Here is a 17,231-nt window from a genome sequence, read left to right as displayed (position 1 = left end):
AGTCACAGGGAAGCGCTTAGCAGTAAGCTACACACATCCGACATCTGCCCTGTCTGAAACATGTGTCCTTAAAAGTAATCAAGGAGAAGTCCATGCTTATACTCACCCGCAAAGTCGGTGAAAGCATAAACATCGGTGATGACATCACGATCACCATTCTGGGCGTTAGCGGCCAGCAAGTACGAATCGGCATCAACGCACCCAAGGACGTTGCCGTGCATCGCGAGGAGATTTACCAGCGCATCCAGGCCGGCCTGACTGCTCCGGACAAAAACCAGACTCCTTGAAGCGCCCTCAGTAGCCAGCCTTTTCGTTTACTGTAACGGCTGGCGAAGACCCTTTAGGCCTGTTCGCTCTTTTGCGTCCAGAGCGTCGCTCTCTTCATCTTCCACGCAAGATGAAACTGTCTTCATAATTCGGAACTTGTCGCGTGGTGCACAGCCAAAACGGGTGAGCCATTCTGCCGACAACTGAGCGCACTCAGGAGTACGTCGATGAGGCGCACCTCTATGCAACACTTTGTCGCCTGTTCCTGGATGATCGCCCTGCTGATCGGGCTGGCCTTTGCCGGCGTGGAATATGGCTTGAGATACGAAATTGAAGGTGCCGCCGCCTGGGATGCGCCCTCCTGGCTGGACCTGGTGCTGCTGTTGTGCGGTTACCTGTTTGTGTTCTGCCTCAAGCCCATACAGACGATCATTCAACGCAAAATGTGCCAGCGAGCCAGCCACCTTACGCATCGCAAACCTGCGGGTTAATGGGCGTTAATACACTATCTGATCGCCGGTATTTACAGCCTCACAGCAAGATCTATGCTTGGGCGTGCACGATCAGTGAAAGGCGTTAAAGCAGATGGATACCCTCAGCAAATCCGACATCGAATCTGCACTGGCGGCCCGTCTGCCCAGCTACAAGATCACCTGCACGCTGCATGCTGACGGCACCCTTTCAGCCATCTTGAGCGGCCCCGAAACCGACCATTTCGCAATTACCGGCATTGTGCGCGCGCATTATCGCGGCGCCGAAGCGATTGCCCGGCTGGCCAATGAGATCCTCAGGGAAATGGTGATGTCCCGCCAGGGCATGCGCAGTAACCGACAGCAAGCGTCACCCAATCACGACGCCAGGGAAGAAGGCCGAGACCGGTAACGCGCTCGGCTTTTTTCGTTTCAGTCCGCCACGCTGTGCAAACTCAACAGGCCGTCATCATCGCGCTCGACGTGCAACTGCTCATAGCCATCGATCGATGCATGTGCCGTCGCCATGGGCTTCAGGTGCGTTGAGGTCACCACCACCACCGCTGCTCCCGCCGCCTCCCCGGCCCGAATTCCCACCGTCGCATCCTCGAACACCAGGCAGTCCTGCACACGTACACCCAGGCGTTGTGCACCCAGCACATAACAGGCGGGGTCCGGTTTGCCGATAGCGACATCCTCGGCCGTGACCAGCACCTGCGGCGGCGAAATGCCCGCCGCTTGCAACCGGCGTAATGCCAGCTCCTTGGGTGCAGACGTCACCAACGCCCATTGACTGGCGGGCAACCGGTTCAGGAATTCAACCGCGCCGGGAATCGCAACCACACCCTCGACATCATTCAGCTCAGCCTCGGTAATCCACTGCGCTTCAACCTCAGGGTCGACGCCGGGGAGCGCCTGACGGGTGATGGTGTCGATGGCCCGTGCGCCATGAATTGTGCTCAGAAAGGCCGGTACATCCAGGCCATGGCGTTCAGCCCAGATACTCCACACCCGCTCGGCAGCGGCGATGGAGTTGAGCAAGGTCCCGTCCATGTCGAATAGAAAGGCGCGGAAGCGTTGGGTAAATGCGGCGGGGCCTGAAATGGACACGGCTTGGCTTTCCTTTTGATCGGTAACAAATGCTGACCCCGATGCAATCTACGGATCCCCTTCCCACTTGTAAACGCTGCGCACCGATCCCCATACGCTTGCATTACAACCTTGTAATCAAGCTGTAAGTCTTGTCAGCACCCTCACTTCATACAGTGGAGTCGTCAGTCACCCACAGCGGTTGACGCCACTTCCCACAGATGAAAAGGGTCCACCCGATGAAACCTGCAAGCAAACTCTGCCTGATCGCCGCCGGCCTGCTGATGCTGGGCACCGGCACCGCGATGGCCGGCACCGTCGCACCGGTCAAAGCCAATAACGTTGTGCTGGTCCACGGTTCCTGGGCTGACGGTTCGAGCTGGTCCGAGGTGATCACCCGGCTCCAGGCCGCCGGCCTGCACGTCACCGCTGTGCAGAACCCACTGACGTCGGTAGCCGATGACGTCGCCGCGACTAATCGCGTGCTGGATCAACAGGACGGTCCTACGGTGCTGGTCGGCCATTCCTACGCCGGCACCGTGGTCAGCGACGCCGGGGTCAACCCGAAAGTCAGCGCCCTGGTGTACGTGGCCGCCCGTGCGCCGGACGCCAACGAAGACTTCGTCGCGCTTTCCGCCAAGTACCCAACCATGCCGGTGCGTGCCGGCGTGGAAGATCACGACGGCTACCTGACCCTGAGCCAGGACGCCTTCCTCAAGTACTTTGCCGCCGATGTGCCGCGCGCCAAGGCACTGGAGTTGTACGCGGTGCAACAACCGATCACCAAGACCCTGTTCAGCGGCCGTACGGTGAACGCCGCCTGGCACACCAAACCGTCCTGGTACGCGGTGTCGAGCAATGACCAGACCATCAACCCGGACCTGGAACGCTTTCTCGCCAAGCGCATGAACGCCAGCACCATCGAGCTGCGATCGAGCCACTTGTCGCTGGTGTCCCACGCCAAGGAAGTCACCGACTTGATCCTCGAAGCGTCCGGTCGCCAGCCTTAATTCTTTCATTACGAACTTGTCATGATCCTGTTGGTTGGCTGTTTGGGGCGCCTGGTTACTGTGAACTCACTGCCAGGGCCTGGCAGCCAACCCTTAAAGAGAGCTACTGCCATGAAACTGTTTATCCTGGGCTTTGCCGCTTTGCTGGCTACCGGTTCCGCGTTTGCCGCCGACACCACGGCTGCCACTCACGTGATTCACGACAAAACCGGCTTCTTCGTGCACCTGGATGTCGACAAAGTGCTGTCGAGCACCGACACCTACGGCCAATGCGGCATCGTCCCTGCCCGCCTCGACTACCTGGACCACCAGGGCCGCGAACACGTACTGGACTACCAAGTGCAAGGCATCGGCTGCGCCAGTGACAATTGATCGGGCTACACTTGCGCCACACCTAGCATCAGGGCTCCTCCCATGAACATCCTCGTAGTCGAAGACGAACCCAAGGCCGGCAATTACCTGCTCAACGGTCTGCAGGAATTGGGTTACTCCGTGAGCCTTGCCCGCGATGGCGTGGACGGTTTGCACCAGGCGCTGGAAACGCCATTCGACGTCATTGTGCTGGATGTGATGATGCCGAAAATGGACGGCTGGGAGGTGCTGCGCCGCCTGCGCAAAGAAGCCGATACGCCGGTGCTGTTCCTGACCGCTCGCGACGACATTGCTGATCGCATCAAGGGCCTGGAACTGGGCGCCGATGATTACCTGATCAAACCGTTCTCTTTCGCCGAGCTGGTCGCGCGCTTGCGTACCCTGACCCGCCGCGGCCCGAGCCGCGAAGAAGAACAGCTGCAGATCGCCGACCTGCAAATCGACGTGCTTAAACGCCGCGTCACCCGCGCCGGTACGCGCATCACCCTGACCAATAAAGAGTTCGCGCTGCTGCACTTGTTTGCGACCCATCAAGACCAAGTGCTGTCACGCTCGATGATCGCCTCGCGGGTCTGGGACATGAACTTCGACAGCGACACCAATGTGGTCGACGTCGCCGTACGGCGCCTGCGCCTGAAAATCGACGATCCGTTCCAGCTCAAGTTGATCCACAGCGTGCGCGGCATTGGCTACCGCTTCGATACCCAGCCATGAACAATCGCCGGCATTACTCACTGACCCTGCGCCTGGCGCTGATCTTCGCCTTGCTCGCCTTCGCCCTGCTGGCCACGCTGGGGGTCGCGCTGTATCGCGAGCTTGAGCGGGAACTGATCAAGCGTGACGATGCGGCCCTGATCTATCGCGCCGACCAGTTGCGCAACCTGCTCAATGACAGCAACACCCTGGACCTGATCAAGACCAAGCCGGAGCTGTTCCAGAACATGCTGGGCAACAGCGAGTCAGTGCTGAGCATCGCGGCGCCGGGGCAAAAGCCGTTACTGCTGGTCAACCCGGGCAACATTGACATGCCGAACGTGACGCCCGTACCAAAAAACCAAACGTTGGGGTTTTCCGATGTGCACCATTTACCCGGCGTAAATGGCGTGCCCTTCGCCACTGTCGCCGCGTCCATCGATACCGGCGACCTGGGCAGCCTGCAAGTCACCACCGGGCGCTTGATGACCGAGCGCACGGCCATGCTCGCCAGCTATCGCTTGAGTGTGTTTGTGCTGGCCAGCATCGCGGCAGTCATCCTCGCCCTGGTCGGTTACCTGCTGGTGCACCGTGGGCTGCTGCCGCTGCGGCGCCTGGCCAGGCACGCCCAGGGCATCGGCGTAGGCAACCTGGCCGAACGCCTCGACAGCCACGGTACGCCGAAAGAACTGCTGCCAATGATCGACTCGTTCAACACCATGCTCGAGCGCCTGGCCAAGGGTTTTGTGCAACTGGGCCAGGTGTCTACCGACATGGCTCACGAACTGCGTACGCCGATCAACAACCTGCTGGGCGAAACCCAAGTCGCCCTGCAACAGCACCGCAGCATCGAGAGCTATCAACAATTACTCGCCTCCAATGTTGAAGAGCTCGAGCGCCTGGCGCGGATGCTCGACAACATGCTGTTCCTCGCCCGCACCGACCCGGCCAGCGCGCTGCGCCAACGCCAGGAACTGAGTGCGGCGGATGAAGTGGAACGTATGGCTGACTACTTTGAAGGGTTGGCGAGCGATGTGCAGATCAGCATTCTTGCGCAGGGCGAAGGCGTGATCTGGGCCGAACCGATGCTGTTGCGCCGGGCGCTGGCAAACCTGTGTGCCAACGCGATCAAGTACGGCGCGCCGAGTTCGCAGCTGTTGATCCAGGCGACGGCCACTGCTGAAGGCATCAGCCTGAGTGTCAGCAACCGCGGCGAGACGATTCCTGCCGAGCATCTGCCCAGGCTGTTCGAGCGGTTTTACCGGGTGGATGAGTCGCGGGAACGTTCGGCACAGTCCAATGGATTGGGACTGTCGATTGTCGCGACCATCATGCAGTTGCATAACGGTCGCTACAGCGTCACCAGTGAAGACGGCGTGACATGTTTTGAGTTGTTCTTTCCTCGGCGGGAAGACTGAGAGCGCCCGGCCCGAACCTTGGTTTTGCAAAAAAATTGTCTGTCACCACCTTACCGCTTTCCCAAGCAAGATCAGCTGACCTGCCCTCCGGTTCGCGCGATGTCCACTTGCGTGCCCCAAGCCGCCTGAACCGCCACCCGTAAACCTTTAACCAATGTCTCCAATGCCATCGAAGGCTGCGCCACGCCTGTGACCTGCTCCGGCATGGGGGGCACATGGATAAAACCACTGCGTATTGCCGTACCGGCAAGTGCGTGCTGCAACAGGTAAAACACCTGGTTACACACGAAGGTTCCCGCCGTCTGCGAAACCGACGCAGCAACCCCCGCCTCGCGCACGGCCTTGACCATGGCCTTGATCGGCAACGTGCTGAAGTAGGCTGCCGGCCCGCCGGCCACCACCGCCGTGTCTACAGGTTGCGCGCCGAGGTTGTCGGGGATACGTGCATCATTCACGTTGATCGCCACCCGCTCCATGGATAAATCACTGCGCCCAGGCCCGAGCCCCGTGGCGATGACCATCACCGGGCGCAGCTCGGCGATCAGCTCGGCCAGGCACTCCCCCGCCGTGGCAAACGCGCAGGGCAGGCGACGCGCCACAATCTGCACATCCTCGGACAGTTGCACGCCATCCAACTGGCGCGCAGCCTCCCAGGATGGGTTGATCAAGTCTTGGTCAAAGGGCTCGAAGCCCGTCAGCAGTACTGTTTGCATCCGGTCCTCACATCAACAGGTAGAGCAGGACAATATTCACCACCAGCATCATCAACGCCGTCGGCATTTGCGCCTTGATCACCGCATTTTTGTCCGGCAACTCCAGCAACGCCGCCGGGACGATATTGAAGTTGGCCGCCATCGGCGTCATCAGCGTACCGCAATAGCCGGAGAACATGCCGATCGCCGCCATCACCGCCGGGTTACCGCCATAGATGCCCACCAGCACCGGCACGCCGACACCTCCGGTCATGACCGGGAATGCCGCAAAACCGTTACCCATGATCACCGTAAACAGGGCCATGCCCAGCACATAGACCATTACCGCCACCAACTTGAAGTCCAGGTTGATATAAGTGGTGGTGACATGAGCGACAGCCGTGCCGACTCCAGCTTCATTGAACAGCAGCCCGAGCATCGCCAGCATTTGCGGCAACACCATGGCCCAACCCAGGGCCTCGGTCAGGCGCCGAGACTCGCGCAAGGCTTGTACCGGTGTGTCGCGGGTCAGCCAGCACGCCAGGCCCAGGGCGATCAGGCAACCAATGCCCAGCGACACAAAGGTGGTGTTTTTCGGGTCCAGCAGCGGCACGCCGCCGATTTCGGTGTGTTTGAGCAGTACCGAACCAATCACCGTGGTCAGGGGAATGGCCAGCGCCGGGATAAACAATTTGTGCCCCAAACGACCGGCACTCGCGCGAGACGCCTTGTCATGCAATTCGGCATGTTTGCCGCGGCCGACGCCGCCCAAGCCTGCAATCAAGGCCATCACCACCACACCGGCACCGATAACCACCGACGGCAAGCGCTCCCCGACCAGGAACGGAATAGCGAACAGCAGCCAGAACAACGCGGTCGACCAGCGCTTCGGGTGAGTTCGGTCGAGCAGGATCATGCCCGCAGTAATCAGCAGCAAAACACCGGCAAGCCAATACAGGTATTGAATCGAGATGATCATTGCACAGCCTCCGCAGGCGTGGCGGCAGATGTCATTTCACGCGTGAGTCTTCGATCAAACCGATGCAGGCGAATCGCATGGATGATAAACGCACAGATCGCCGTCGGGATGCCCCACACCGCAATGTGCAACGGTTCCACGTCAATGCCCGAGCCCAGCAGGAAGGTGTGCATCAGCGCAATCGCACCAAAGGCGACAAAGATGTCTTCACCGAAAAACAGCCCGACGTTATCGGTCGCCGCGCACATGGCCAATACTTTGTGGCGCAGTTTGTCCGGCAGCTTGCCGTAGCGTTTTTCCGCCGCCCCTTCGGCCATCGGCGCCAGCAGCGGCCGCACCATTTGAGGGTGCCCGCCCAGGCTGGTCAGCCCCATGGCCGCCGTGGACTCGCGCACAAACAGGTAGATGATCAACAAACGCCCGACCGTGGCGCGCTCGAAACGCGCGATCCAGTTTTGCGCATGCAGACGCAGGCCATGGCGCTCGAGCAGGCCAATGACCGCCAGCGGCAATAACAGAATCAGTTGCAGCGCGCGGGTCTGAAGGAAACCATCACCCATGCTGACGAGGATTTTTTCCAACGGGAAGTGGGCGGCGAGCCCGGTAGCGATGGCGGCAGCAGTCACCACCAACAGCGGATTGAAGCGCAAGACGAAGCCAACCACGATGACAAGTACGCCGATCAGCGGCCATAGGTTCACAACAGTTTGCATGACGATGAGGTCCTTGAATGCGCGCTGCGGCGCCATTACGGCAGGATGTGAACAACGGGTTCACAGCATGAAAATAGCGTGCAGCCCGGCGCGGTTTTTATTGTTGACCTGGAAGGTCGAGCGTCAGTGGCGGCAACTTTGCTGCTTGGGGCCGGGGGGTGTCCAACAAGAAAAATTGTTGCTGCAAACCAATAAATTTTGTGGGTGATTGGCGCCAGGTGATCCGGCGCCGTGCGGGGATTCAAGCCAGACGCTTTTGGAAAAAATAGCGTTGGTGGCCCGCAGGGTAGTCAGCGATATGACCCACCTCGCTGAAGCCTTGCTTTCGATAAAACTCCGGCGCCTGGAAGCTGAACGTATCCAGCCAAATCCCAATGCAGCCCTTTTGCCGAGCTAACGCTTCGGCGGCGCGCATCAAACGCCTACCGGTACCTTGGGCACGCATCTCTTGCGGAACGCTCAAGAGTTCAACGAACAGCCATCCTAAAGAAATGCTCCCATAGAGCCCGCCTACCACCGCTCGACTGGTCGAATCACGTAACAAAATGCCGACCGATTCAAACTTGATGTCACCGATATGGCGGGTGTTGTAAGCCCTCAACGGTTTGAGGATGTCCTCACGCTCCTGCGCCGTCACGTCGAACGACACTTCCATTTCACATTCCACTTCAAGCTCCCAGGCAGAACTCAATGACCCGTCAGTATGACTCGCTCACTCTGGCTTGCGCAGCGGCATAATCCGACGTTTTGGAAGAGCCTGACTCAGGCGCGTCGACTCAAACGTGCGAGCACAGGACTGAGCCGGTATTGTGGACAGCAATCGATTTTCATTGAAAAGGGGTGGCACTGGTGACTTCTTCCGCTACGCCCATCTCAGGCGTGCAAATGCGTTTGATCGCTCTGGTGGTCGCCGTGACTTTTTTCATGGAGAACCTCGACGCCACGGTGATCGCCACCGCTCTGCCGACCATGGCAGCCGCCTTTGGGGTAACGCCGGTGGACATGAACATCGGCATCACGGCCTACATTCTGGCCGTGGCGATTTTCATCCCGGCGTCCAGCTGGATTGCAGACCGCTTTGGCGCACGCCGGGTGTTCGCTGGCGCGATCATCGTGTTTACCCTGGCGTCGCTGCTCTGCGGGTTGAGCCAGAGCCTTGAGATGTTCGTGATCGCGCGGGTGCTGCAAGGCATCGGCGGCGCGCTGATGGTGCCCGTGGGGCGCCTGGCGGTGCTGCGTAATACCGACAAGAAAGACCTGGTGAACATGATTGCGGTGATTACCTGGCCCGGCTTGGTGGCACCGATTCTTGGGCCATTGGTGGGTGGATTGATCGTGACCCATGCACCGTGGCCGTGGATTTTCTACGTGAACTTGCCGCTGGGCGCGCTGGCCCTGGTTGCAGCGCTGTGGCTTGTGCCCGAGGGCCGTGGGGCGAGCGTGCGTCAATTCGATGGCAAAGGCTTTGTGCTGTTGGCGAGCGCCTGCGTGGCATTGCTGGGCGGGCTGGAGTGGCTGGGCAACCAGACCAGTGAAACACTGCTGCCCGGTTTCGCGCTCGCGGCGGCAGGTGCAGCGCTTGCGGTATGGGCCGTGCAGCATTGCCGTCGGCATGCCGAACCGTTATTGCCGCTGCAGACGCTGTCGATCGCGACGTTCCGGGTCAGCATTTTGGGTGGTTCACTATTTCGCCTGGCCATCAGCGCACTGCCGTTTTTGCTGCCGCTGTTGTTTCAGGTGGGCTTTGGTTTGTCGCCAGTGGATGCGGGGTTGTTGGTGCTGGCGGTATTTGCCGGCAACCTGGCAATGAAACCCTTCACGACAGCCATCATGCAGCGCTTTGGGTTTCGCCAGGTATTGCTCGTCAACGGCGTGATCGGCGTCAGCCTCGTTGCCGCCTGCGCCTTGTTTACGGCGCAAACGCCGCTGACGCTGATTGCGGCAGTGCTGTTTGTGGGCGGGCTATCGCGGTCGATGCAGTTCACCTGCTACAACTCGATTGGCTTCGCCGATGTGCCCAAGGCACGCATGAGTGAAGCATCGGCCCTGTTCAGCATGGCGTTTCAACTGGCGATGGGCTTGGGCGTGTCGATTGCAGCACTGCTGCTGCGCGCGTCCATGGCTGCGCAAGGGCATGAGGCACACGCCAGCGCCGGGGATTTTCGGGTGGCGTTCGCAGGCGTGGCACTGCTCGGTGTGCTGGGGTTGATCGATGTGTATCGGTTGCCGGCGGGGGCCGGGGAAAGCGTGCTCAATCGCACCGGAGCGGCTTGACCGTGAAGAATCCTGTTCCAGACCTATACTCAAGGGAGCGGTGCGCATTCTTGCGCATGGCGAACGGCACAATCGCCGACGATGAGGGTAGCCACTATGTATGCCGGACAAATGAATATGGCGACAACCAATGGTGAAATACGCTGCCAGATTGTTGTTCAGATCATCTGCCTGTTATCGGTGGCTACGCTGTTCTGCTGACCCGCGCGCCTCCTTCAGAGCAAGCCACACGGTGGCTGGATGAGCTGTTGCCCGAATTCCGGACAACACAGCATTATCGCGATAGCGACAGAGCGCAGGCTGTCTGGGGCTTCAGTAGGTGTTTTGGGCTTTTCGGAGCCGCACTTGGCGCCGTAGATGCCGAGCTTCTGTGCTGCGCCAATACTTTCCTCCAGGCAATAAAAAACCGCCTCGAGGGCGGCGTTATTCAGCAGGTGCGGACTACATTTGGTCTTCCGCGTAAATTTCGGAACTGATGATCGCGCCGCCCCAGCGCCGGCGGCCAGCACACAGCGCTACCGCCGCTATCAAAATACGCATGTCGTTAATTTAGCGGGACTGTAGCCAACCTAAGCTGCTGGACCAAGCACAGCTAACTGATCATCGCTGATCGATTTCAATCTTCTGCGTGGGATCTGGGCTGTATTTTTGGCGCTTCAATTGCGGATCGCCCTTGGCCATACAGAAGAAATAAATCTCTGCCTCACCGCAGCCGCCGTGTAATGCGCACTCACTTGCCTGCATGTGATCAAGCAGGATTTCCCGGCCTTGAGACTCGCAGAATACGTTCGCCTCTTTGAGCGCCTGCCCTTTCGCGGAGGCAGGCCCACCGAATGGAACACGAGTTGAAATCGTGTATGTATCAGGCCCGACCTTGATCGGTCCGCTGTCCGCGCAGCCCGCGAGCATCGCAGCAGACAGAGCCATCAGCCAAATTTTCATAGTTGTCCTCCCCAGGAAAGAAGGGACTGTACCTCGGACCTGTCCAGGCATCCAGCGTGGTTGAAATGCCAGCGGCATCAAACAACAGGCGTGAGCAGGCGCAAGTCGCCCGTAAAAATTATTTCGTGAATTGGTGCATCCGGTTTGGTTTCTGGCTCGTAGATTCAATACCCTCACTCGGAGGGCATAAGAGCCAAGGAGATATATCATGCACGCTTTTTACAAAAAATTTGCTGCTGCAGCCTGCTTCGCGATCCTCTCCGTCACTGCCACGCTCAGCTTTGCCGCCGATACAGTGATGGTCGGAGGTGCAGCGATGTACCCAAGCAAAACCATTGTCGAGAACGCGGTCAATTCGAAGGACCACACGACGCTGGTAGCTGCAGTCAAGGCTGCCGGATTGGTCGATACGCTTAACAGCAAAGGCCCTTTCACTGTATTCGCCCCAACGAACGAAGCCTTTGCCAAGCTGCCGGCAGGGACCGTCGATACACTGGTCAAGCCTGAACACAAAGCCGATCTGACTAAAATTCTGACCTACCACGTCGTGCCTGGCACTCACACATCGGCGCAACTGATGGCAGATGCGAAAAAGAACGGCGGCACCGTGGTGTTGAAAACAGTTCAAGGTGAATCGCTCAATATCAAGCTGCATGACGGCAAGCTGTGGGTGGTAGATGCAAAAGGCGGTAAGGCTGGCATCAGCATCGCAGACGTGATGCAGTCCAACGGCGTGATCCACGTTGTAGATTCGGTCTTAATGCCTTAATAGCTCGTCAGTCCCGGCAGACTCCCAGTTTGCCGGGTGTTTAGACACACAGGCGCCGAATTGGCGTTCTGAGGTGGGAGTTTTGCAAAAGTTTTGCAAATCACAGACAACAAAAAAGGGCCCACCTTTCGGTGAGCCCTTCTAGACCGCCCAGCAGAGCGGATTTTATTTGGTAGGCGCGATTGGACTCGAACCAACGACCCCCACCATGTCAAGAGCCACCCTGCTAAGCGCTAGGCCACGTAGCCTATGGCCCTAAGAGAACGCCCATTCACATTATGAGGCGTCAACCATGGCTAACATTCGCTCCCTTCCCTCTGGCAATTGGAACGCTCAGGTACGGTTGAGAGGAAGCCCCCCGCAATCCAAAACATTCCCCACTCAGGCGTTGGCCCAAGCATGGGCTGACCAGCTAGAGGCTGTCACCAAGACGCATCAGACGCACACCCTTTACACACTTGGCATGACCTATTGCGAAACCATGCTCAAGGGCAAGGGTAGCTATGACCACGCAATCAAGATTGTTGACCAGCTCTTTGCTGCCTTCCCTCAGTCAATCCATGACATCACCCCTCAGCTAGTCAATGACTTCAAGCTGAAGCGCCTACAAACGGTCAAGCCTGCTACCTGTCGCATACAGTTAGCGTTCATTTCTCGTTTCTTCAGGTTCGCTAAGCGTGGCCTGCTCATAGACATACACAACCCCGTAAGTGACATAGCCCTACCCAAGCCCGACAAGTCGAGCGACAAGGTAATCAGTGCTGGCGAGCTTAGACAGTTGCTCAACAAGCTATCCCCCACCATGGCCCTCATCGTGGAGTTGGCCTATGAGACAGCCATGAGACGCTCAGAAATACTCAAGCTCACAACCCAATGCCTTCACCTGGATGAACGTATCGCGGATGTAGTGGACGGTAAGAACGGCACTAGGTCTGTGCCCCTGACCATGCGAGCCATAGAGCTATTGAAAGAGGCACAGCGGCTGGCTGTAGCAAACAAGGCACACAGAGGAAGACTGTTTATTGTGACGCCTCATGCTGTGTCACAGGCCGTTAGGCTGGCAAGGAACAAAGCAGGACTCGACTGTAGCGTGAGGCTTCATCAGTTAAGGCATACACGTATCACCAATGTGGCCAAGAAAGGATTCAACAACGCTCAGATAATGATTGTATCGGGACATAGGGATACTAGGTCAGTGGCTAGGTACTCACATTTGAATGCGAAGGATGTACTTCATCTCATTGATTAAGCCACCTGCAAGCGCACAGGAGCGACGATAGACAATCAACTGCCACCCATATAGCCATGCAAGCCTGCAGCCCCTTATAGTGGCTTACAGTGGCAAGGAGTAAAGGAATGGGTGTGGCTGAGAGTTACGGATAGACATTATTTTTGAGAATCCGTGTAGGGTTTTCTCTCAAAAAACAGTATATAAGATATAGGGCCTAAAAACATTTACGTCACACCTTGTAGAACTTTACCTCGAAAAACCAGTATAGCTTATACCAGCATAAAGATTGCTTCCTCACACTGCTTACACAGAGTCAGTAGGTTGCGGTCTTTTTTTATTGCCTAAATAGCGGGCTTTCCACAACAAGAAATTAGAGAAAAACCAAGATGGACATAGATGAAATCATAGAAAGTAAGATCATGCACCTAAACACAGCAGACCGTAAGTTGGTGTGGGTGATGATCAGGAACAAGAGTGACGATGGGTTACGGTGGTGTGAAATCTCGCTTGAAGAGTTCTCCGCAGCGATAGGCAAAACACCTAGCTCATGTAGCAAGACCATTCAACACCTAGTCGAACATGAACTCATTGCGCTTCGAAAGTCTCGTCTTGGGTCCACAACTTACAATCAATATAAAACAATCCCTCTGGAGCATGCAAAATGAACACAATTACAATGAATGAAGTTAACGAACTGGCTCGCCGCACTGGCAATACTCCTATGGGGGTTTTAACGGATCTAATCGAGCGTGGCTATCAGTTGGTCGAGGAACCTCCTGCACCTAGAGGCAACCCGCTGACTTCCTCTAAGGATGCATTAGCACAGTGGAAGGCGTCTAAGCAGAAGGTACGAGACGAGCTTTATAAAGCGGACCCTCTTGTCCGACAGCTTACTGACTTGGACAACGCATATAACTCATCTGCTCAGCAGGCCAAGCAAAGCATTGTCCAACGCGATGCGTTTGGAAATATTACAGGCACCACTAAATCCGTCCTCACTGGTGCAACCCAGAAAGAGCAAGCGGAACTGATGGCAGCCATTCGCGCAATGTACAACCAAGGAGAATAACTATGAAAGCAGTAGACTTGACACCAGCAGAAGTTAAAGCACTGGAACAACGTCGCTCAGCACTAGGAGCTATCGACTGTAGCATCGAGCAGAAGAACAAACTCATCACAGGTATTAAAGAATACAAAGAGTGTGAGTATGGCATGAGCCAATATGGCGCATATCAGGTGCTGTCTGTTCATGGTAGCAACTCACTCCCTGTAGAGCTTCAAGGCATCTTCACAGACGCTAGACATATCACCCGGACGATAGATAACTTAATCACAGAAGGGAAACTGATTGAGCCCAAATAATCCAAAGTTCATATACGTAGCAGAAGCTACCCCAGGCACAGGCAAGACGGAACAGTTCATCAAGGAACTGGATGCAGCACCCTACAAGCGATACGTATACGCTGTACCCACCAAGGTACTTACCAAAGACGTTGTAAGGCGCATTCATGCAATCGGAATAATCCATGCCTACGTGATCAATAGCGACACCCACAAAAACGTAACTGATACAGTGGAATGCTCACTCCTTGAAGATGACCCCAAGGTTCTTATCATTACGCATAAAACCTTGCTAGACCTTGATCCTTGCTACCTACAAGACTGGATTGTAGTCATTGATGAAGTGCCCTCAGTCGCTAATAATCTTACCAAAGATATTGGCGACCACGCTTACACTAACTTCCTAGAGAAATTCATTGAGATTGATAGCGTATCCACCAGAGCGTCTATCAAACTAGGAATGACGAAGGAAGCCAGAGCCACCTACTCTGACGTGGTAAACGACAAGGGCATGTCAACCATCTGCACTTGCCTAGGCGCCCTTCTAAGGGGCAAGGCTGATGTATTCATCAAAGAATACGTAGACAAGAAAGACAGCAGATGGAAGTGGCAAGTCAGGGTAATTGATTACTTTGACTTAAGCGGGATCTATGAGACCGCTCAGGAAACACACATCCTAGGTGCCAACGTCACAGGCACGTTAGCTTACCAACACGCTCTGAGCAAGGGATATACGCTTGAAGTCTCCAAGTTCACACCAGAATACAGAGGCTACAAATTTCCGAGCTACATATATCCACTGATTGGGGGATGCAAGGTAAGCAAGACAATGCTACTGACGCTCCCCAATGGTGATGTAGCAGAGGAATGGAATGAACAAGTGTACGGGCATGCTCTGTTACGTGATGCTATCCAGTTCGTTCAAGGGGAGCCCCTCCTTGCTCAGGTACATGACTGGTGCAAGTTCCCCTTTGAAGACTATCCCAACGTAATACGCATGCCCTTTGATGCTAGGGGATTGAATGGATACTCAGGCGTACACCATACGCTCTCACTGATCCATGGCAACCCCAACCCTATCGAAGATCAGAATAACTCTGAGATGCTAGCAAAGATGGCCGTAGATATTACTGTAGGCAAACAAGCATTACGTAATGAACGTTACAGAGAATACATATTCCAAGCGGCAACACGAAGCAGCATCAGGACTTTCAGCAATGACAGACCTACGATTCATTTTGTACCAACAGAAGAATCGGGACGAGACCTAGCGTTCGACTTGACGGGTTGTCACTACATCCTCAAAGATTTGACTAGACACGCTCCAACTAGCAACGCGAAGGGCAAGACTCAAAGTAATATCCTTACCGCTAAGGCACTATCATCTGAAGGCTTGTCTGCTAGGAGGATCGCTCAAGCTATGGGCGTGAGTAATCGAACTGTCAGCTTGTGGCTTAAGCAGACTGTGTAATTTTCCTTAGAGAGTCTTAAGGGATTTTACACACTTTCTTCTACCCTCTGAAAATCAAGAGCAACGTCAGCAAGCTGACAAAGAGCACGCATTAAAGAAGAATCAAAAGCAGAGCATGTACCAGTGTATTGCTCTTGATCTTTTCTTTATGCGTATGCCACTCCGTGGCGTGCTCTTGCTTTTGCTTCTGTCACGCAGTGACGTTAAGACAACTTACCCAGGACAACACAATGTCAGACAATGATAATATTAGAATACCTGATCTAACCTCTTTCGTAATTCATAGCATCACCATACGAAGGGGCCTAGCCAAAGAGATTATTGCTAAGCATGAGGACCACCAAGCGCTGTATTACATATCATATAATCATGGCATCTCCCTTCAAGCAGTAGGCTATCTATCAAGGTGTACGCTAGAGGAAATAGAGAGAGCGTCAGCTATCAGAACGTGACCTTTCTCCTAAGCGCCCTACTCCTCATACAATATACCCAGCTAGTAGTGCTTCAGATTATGCATGACTATAGCTTCATAGCTATAACACTTAACATCATCTGTTATTTACTTACGCTTATGATAACAATCAAATACAGAGACAAGCCATGAACCTTACAGACACAGACAAGACAGAATACATTGAAACAAACTCACACTGCGCCCTAGCCAAGCGCTTGGGCGTTAGCATGATTACACTCGACACCTACGCAGAAGAACAAGGATGGAAAGAGGAACACCGTATCTATTGGCATGACAAATCAATTGAGATATTGAAGCAAGAGTTAGTCAATGGAAACATTGCTGCCGTTAAGGAGATGCTAAAGGTAACAGGAGGCGTAAGACCTGTAGGACGCCCACGTAAATTAGAGGCTGAGCGTGAAATTGCAATCGACAAGCGCATTAAAGAAGAATATGACGCAGACATTCGACGAATGAAGCTCGTAGACAGCAAACCAAGATAATTATTTATTAAGACAAGAGAGGTGCATTGACCCTGGAGGCTAGCGTTCAATTTAAAACAGTGGGCATTGGACATAGCAAAGGCAGATAGAGCGTGATGCTCAGATTCTAGGCGTACCTAGATGCCCCTCAGGGGTGCTCAATGCGTTACCACACTGGCCGTTCTTCACAGGGGCTAGCGGCCCTCTATGCCTGATAGTTCAGCTACCAGTCACCTGCCCTTCTAACTACGCCAGAAGGGGTAAGCGTTCCACGCCTGAGCGTGGCTACTCCCACCGGTCTTCAAACCACCGGCACTGTCCTCTCAGCGTTCACGCCACCACTACACCATCGAAGGTTCGCTATGACCCTACTGACATTGAGGCGTCTCGCTCTCTGAGACGTACAGTTCAGCATCTGCTAGGCCCGTTTGCCCAATGGACTTATAGCGTAAAGCCACTACAATATCAAGACGAGGTAAGCCCCTCGCATTCGATGCTTAAAGTGGAGCGCTACAGTGGATAACCCTACGCCTCAAGATTTCACTCACTATGTCCAGGCTCTAA

20 protein-coding genes are annotated in these 17,231 nt (G+C 55.4%); 14 read left to right on the top strand and 6 right to left on the bottom strand.

Features of this window, described 5'->3' with window-relative positions; genetic code table 11:
* The first annotated feature begins 92 nt into the window (after positions 1-92).
* The 3 genes from csrA to L8I05_RS03285 all read left to right on the top strand — a co-directional run bounded on the left by csrA (position 93) and on the right by L8I05_RS03285 (position 1,149).
* Positions 93-287, top strand: coding sequence for a carbon storage regulator CsrA (gene csrA, locus L8I05_RS03295; protein WP_003192511.1), 195 nt, complete (start codon positions 93-95; stop codon positions 285-287).
* A gap of 207 nt (positions 288-494) precedes the next feature.
* Entirely contained in the window at positions 495-758 is a 264-nt protein-coding gene (locus L8I05_RS03290) for a hypothetical protein (protein ID WP_242167186.1), read from the top strand.
* 94 nt (positions 759-852) lie between these two features.
* The gene (locus L8I05_RS03285) at positions 853-1,149 is read left to right on the top strand and encodes a hypothetical protein (RefSeq protein ID WP_242167185.1); all 297 of its coding nucleotides are present in this window, start codon (positions 853-855) and stop codon (positions 1,147-1,149) included.
* Positions 1,150-1,169: 20 nt separating this feature from the next.
* Here L8I05_RS03285 and L8I05_RS03280 read toward each other — a convergent pair whose 3' ends face one another.
* Positions 1,170-1,847, bottom strand: a complete 678-nt coding sequence (locus tag L8I05_RS03280; RefSeq protein WP_242167184.1) for an HAD-IA family hydrolase — start codon at positions 1,845-1,847, stop codon at positions 1,170-1,172.
* A gap of 218 nt (positions 1,848-2,065) precedes the next feature.
* On the opposite strand from L8I05_RS03280, the gene L8I05_RS03275 reads away from it, so the two are divergent.
* The 4 genes from L8I05_RS03275 (at position 2,066) to L8I05_RS03260 (ending at position 5,319) form a co-directional block, all read left to right on the top strand.
* Positions 2,066-2,836 (top strand): alpha/beta hydrolase, encoded by a 771-nt coding sequence (locus L8I05_RS03275; protein ID WP_242167183.1) that lies wholly within the window; start codon positions 2,066-2,068, stop codon positions 2,834-2,836.
* Between the two features lie 111 nt (positions 2,837-2,947).
* Entirely contained in the window at positions 2,948-3,208 is a 261-nt protein-coding gene (locus tag L8I05_RS03270) for a DUF2790 domain-containing protein (RefSeq protein ID WP_242167182.1), read from the top strand.
* A 42-nt stretch (positions 3,209-3,250) separates the two neighbouring features.
* On the top strand, positions 3,251-3,922 hold the full coding sequence (locus L8I05_RS03265; RefSeq protein WP_016970977.1) for a heavy metal response regulator transcription factor: 672 nt from the start codon (positions 3,251-3,253) through the stop codon (positions 3,920-3,922).
* On the top strand, positions 3,919-5,319 hold the full coding sequence (locus L8I05_RS03260; protein WP_242167181.1) for a heavy metal sensor histidine kinase: 1,401 nt from the start codon (positions 3,919-3,921) through the stop codon (positions 5,317-5,319). The genes L8I05_RS03265 and L8I05_RS03260 overlap by 4 nt, the downstream gene beginning before the upstream one ends.
* 71 nt (positions 5,320-5,390) lie before the next feature.
* Here the strand turns inward: L8I05_RS03260 and pcp are convergent, their stop codons facing one another.
* The 4 genes from pcp to L8I05_RS03240 all read right to left on the bottom strand — a co-directional run bounded on the left by pcp (position 5,391) and on the right by L8I05_RS03240 (position 8,358).
* On the bottom strand, positions 5,391-6,032 hold the full coding sequence (pcp, locus tag L8I05_RS03255; protein ID WP_242167180.1) for a pyroglutamyl-peptidase I: 642 nt from the start codon (positions 6,030-6,032) through the stop codon (positions 5,391-5,393).
* Positions 6,033-6,039: 7 nt separating this feature from the next.
* Positions 6,040-6,990 carry a DUF979 domain-containing protein gene (locus tag L8I05_RS03250; protein ID WP_177017537.1) on the bottom strand — a complete coding sequence of 317 codons (951 nt, stop codon included), beginning with the start codon at positions 6,988-6,990 and terminating at the stop codon, positions 6,040-6,042.
* The gene (locus L8I05_RS03245; RefSeq protein ID WP_242167179.1) at positions 6,987-7,703 is read right to left on the bottom strand and encodes a DUF969 domain-containing protein; all 717 of its coding nucleotides are present in this window, start codon (positions 7,701-7,703) and stop codon (positions 6,987-6,989) included. The genes L8I05_RS03250 and L8I05_RS03245 overlap by 4 nt, the downstream gene beginning before the upstream one ends.
* 241 nt (positions 7,704-7,944) lie before the next feature.
* The gene (locus tag L8I05_RS03240; RefSeq protein ID WP_159958166.1) at positions 7,945-8,358 is read right to left on the bottom strand and encodes a GNAT family N-acetyltransferase; all 414 of its coding nucleotides are present in this window, start codon (positions 8,356-8,358) and stop codon (positions 7,945-7,947) included.
* A 230-nt stretch (positions 8,359-8,588) separates the two neighbouring features.
* Between L8I05_RS03240 and L8I05_RS03235 the strand changes: the two genes are divergently transcribed.
* Complete coding sequence (locus tag L8I05_RS03235) at positions 8,589-9,977, top strand: MFS transporter (protein WP_242167178.1); 1,389 nt, start codon at positions 8,589-8,591, stop codon at positions 9,975-9,977.
* 600 nt (positions 9,978-10,577) lie between these two features.
* Here L8I05_RS03235 and L8I05_RS03230 read toward each other — a convergent pair.
* On the bottom strand, positions 10,578-10,919 hold the full coding sequence (locus tag L8I05_RS03230) for a hypothetical protein (protein WP_242167177.1): 342 nt from the start codon (positions 10,917-10,919) through the stop codon (positions 10,578-10,580).
* Between the two features lie 208 nt (positions 10,920-11,127).
* On the opposite strand from L8I05_RS03230, the gene L8I05_RS03225 reads away from it, so the two are divergent.
* The 6 genes from L8I05_RS03225 to L8I05_RS03200 all read left to right on the top strand — a co-directional run bounded on the left by L8I05_RS03225 (position 11,128) and on the right by L8I05_RS03200 (position 16,688).
* The gene (locus L8I05_RS03225) at positions 11,128-11,688 is read left to right on the top strand and encodes a fasciclin domain-containing protein (RefSeq protein WP_197627428.1); all 561 of its coding nucleotides are present in this window, start codon (positions 11,128-11,130) and stop codon (positions 11,686-11,688) included.
* A 292-nt stretch (positions 11,689-11,980) separates the two neighbouring features.
* Positions 11,981-12,937, top strand: a complete 957-nt coding sequence (locus tag L8I05_RS03220; RefSeq protein ID WP_242167176.1) for a site-specific integrase — start codon at positions 11,981-11,983, stop codon at positions 12,935-12,937.
* A gap of 643 nt (positions 12,938-13,580) precedes the next feature.
* A complete protein-coding gene (locus L8I05_RS03215; RefSeq protein ID WP_242167175.1) occupies positions 13,581-13,988 on the top strand; it encodes a hypothetical protein in 408 nt (135 codons plus the stop codon).
* A 2-nt stretch (positions 13,989-13,990) separates the two neighbouring features.
* Positions 13,991-14,281, top strand: coding sequence for a hypothetical protein (locus tag L8I05_RS03210; protein WP_242167174.1), 291 nt, complete (start codon positions 13,991-13,993; stop codon positions 14,279-14,281).
* On the top strand, positions 14,268-15,731 hold the full coding sequence (locus L8I05_RS03205; RefSeq protein WP_242167173.1) for a DEAD/DEAH box helicase: 1,464 nt from the start codon (positions 14,268-14,270) through the stop codon (positions 15,729-15,731). Before L8I05_RS03210 ends, L8I05_RS03205 begins: the two co-directional genes overlap by 14 nt.
* A 600-nt stretch (positions 15,732-16,331) precedes the next feature.
* Positions 16,332-16,688 (top strand): hypothetical protein, encoded by a 357-nt coding sequence (locus tag L8I05_RS03200; protein WP_242167172.1) that lies wholly within the window; start codon positions 16,332-16,334, stop codon positions 16,686-16,688.
* Positions 16,689-17,231 lie beyond the last annotated feature (543 nt).

It is taken from the genome of Pseudomonas sp. MONT-RG-20F-20-E-7-02, from assembly GCF_022662395.1.
In the GTDB taxonomy this organism is placed as follows: Bacteria; Pseudomonadota; Gammaproteobacteria; order Pseudomonadales; family Pseudomonadaceae; genus Aquipseudomonas.
Note: the sequence above shows the minus strand (reverse complement) of the source record. Positions and strands in the feature narration are given on the sequence as shown.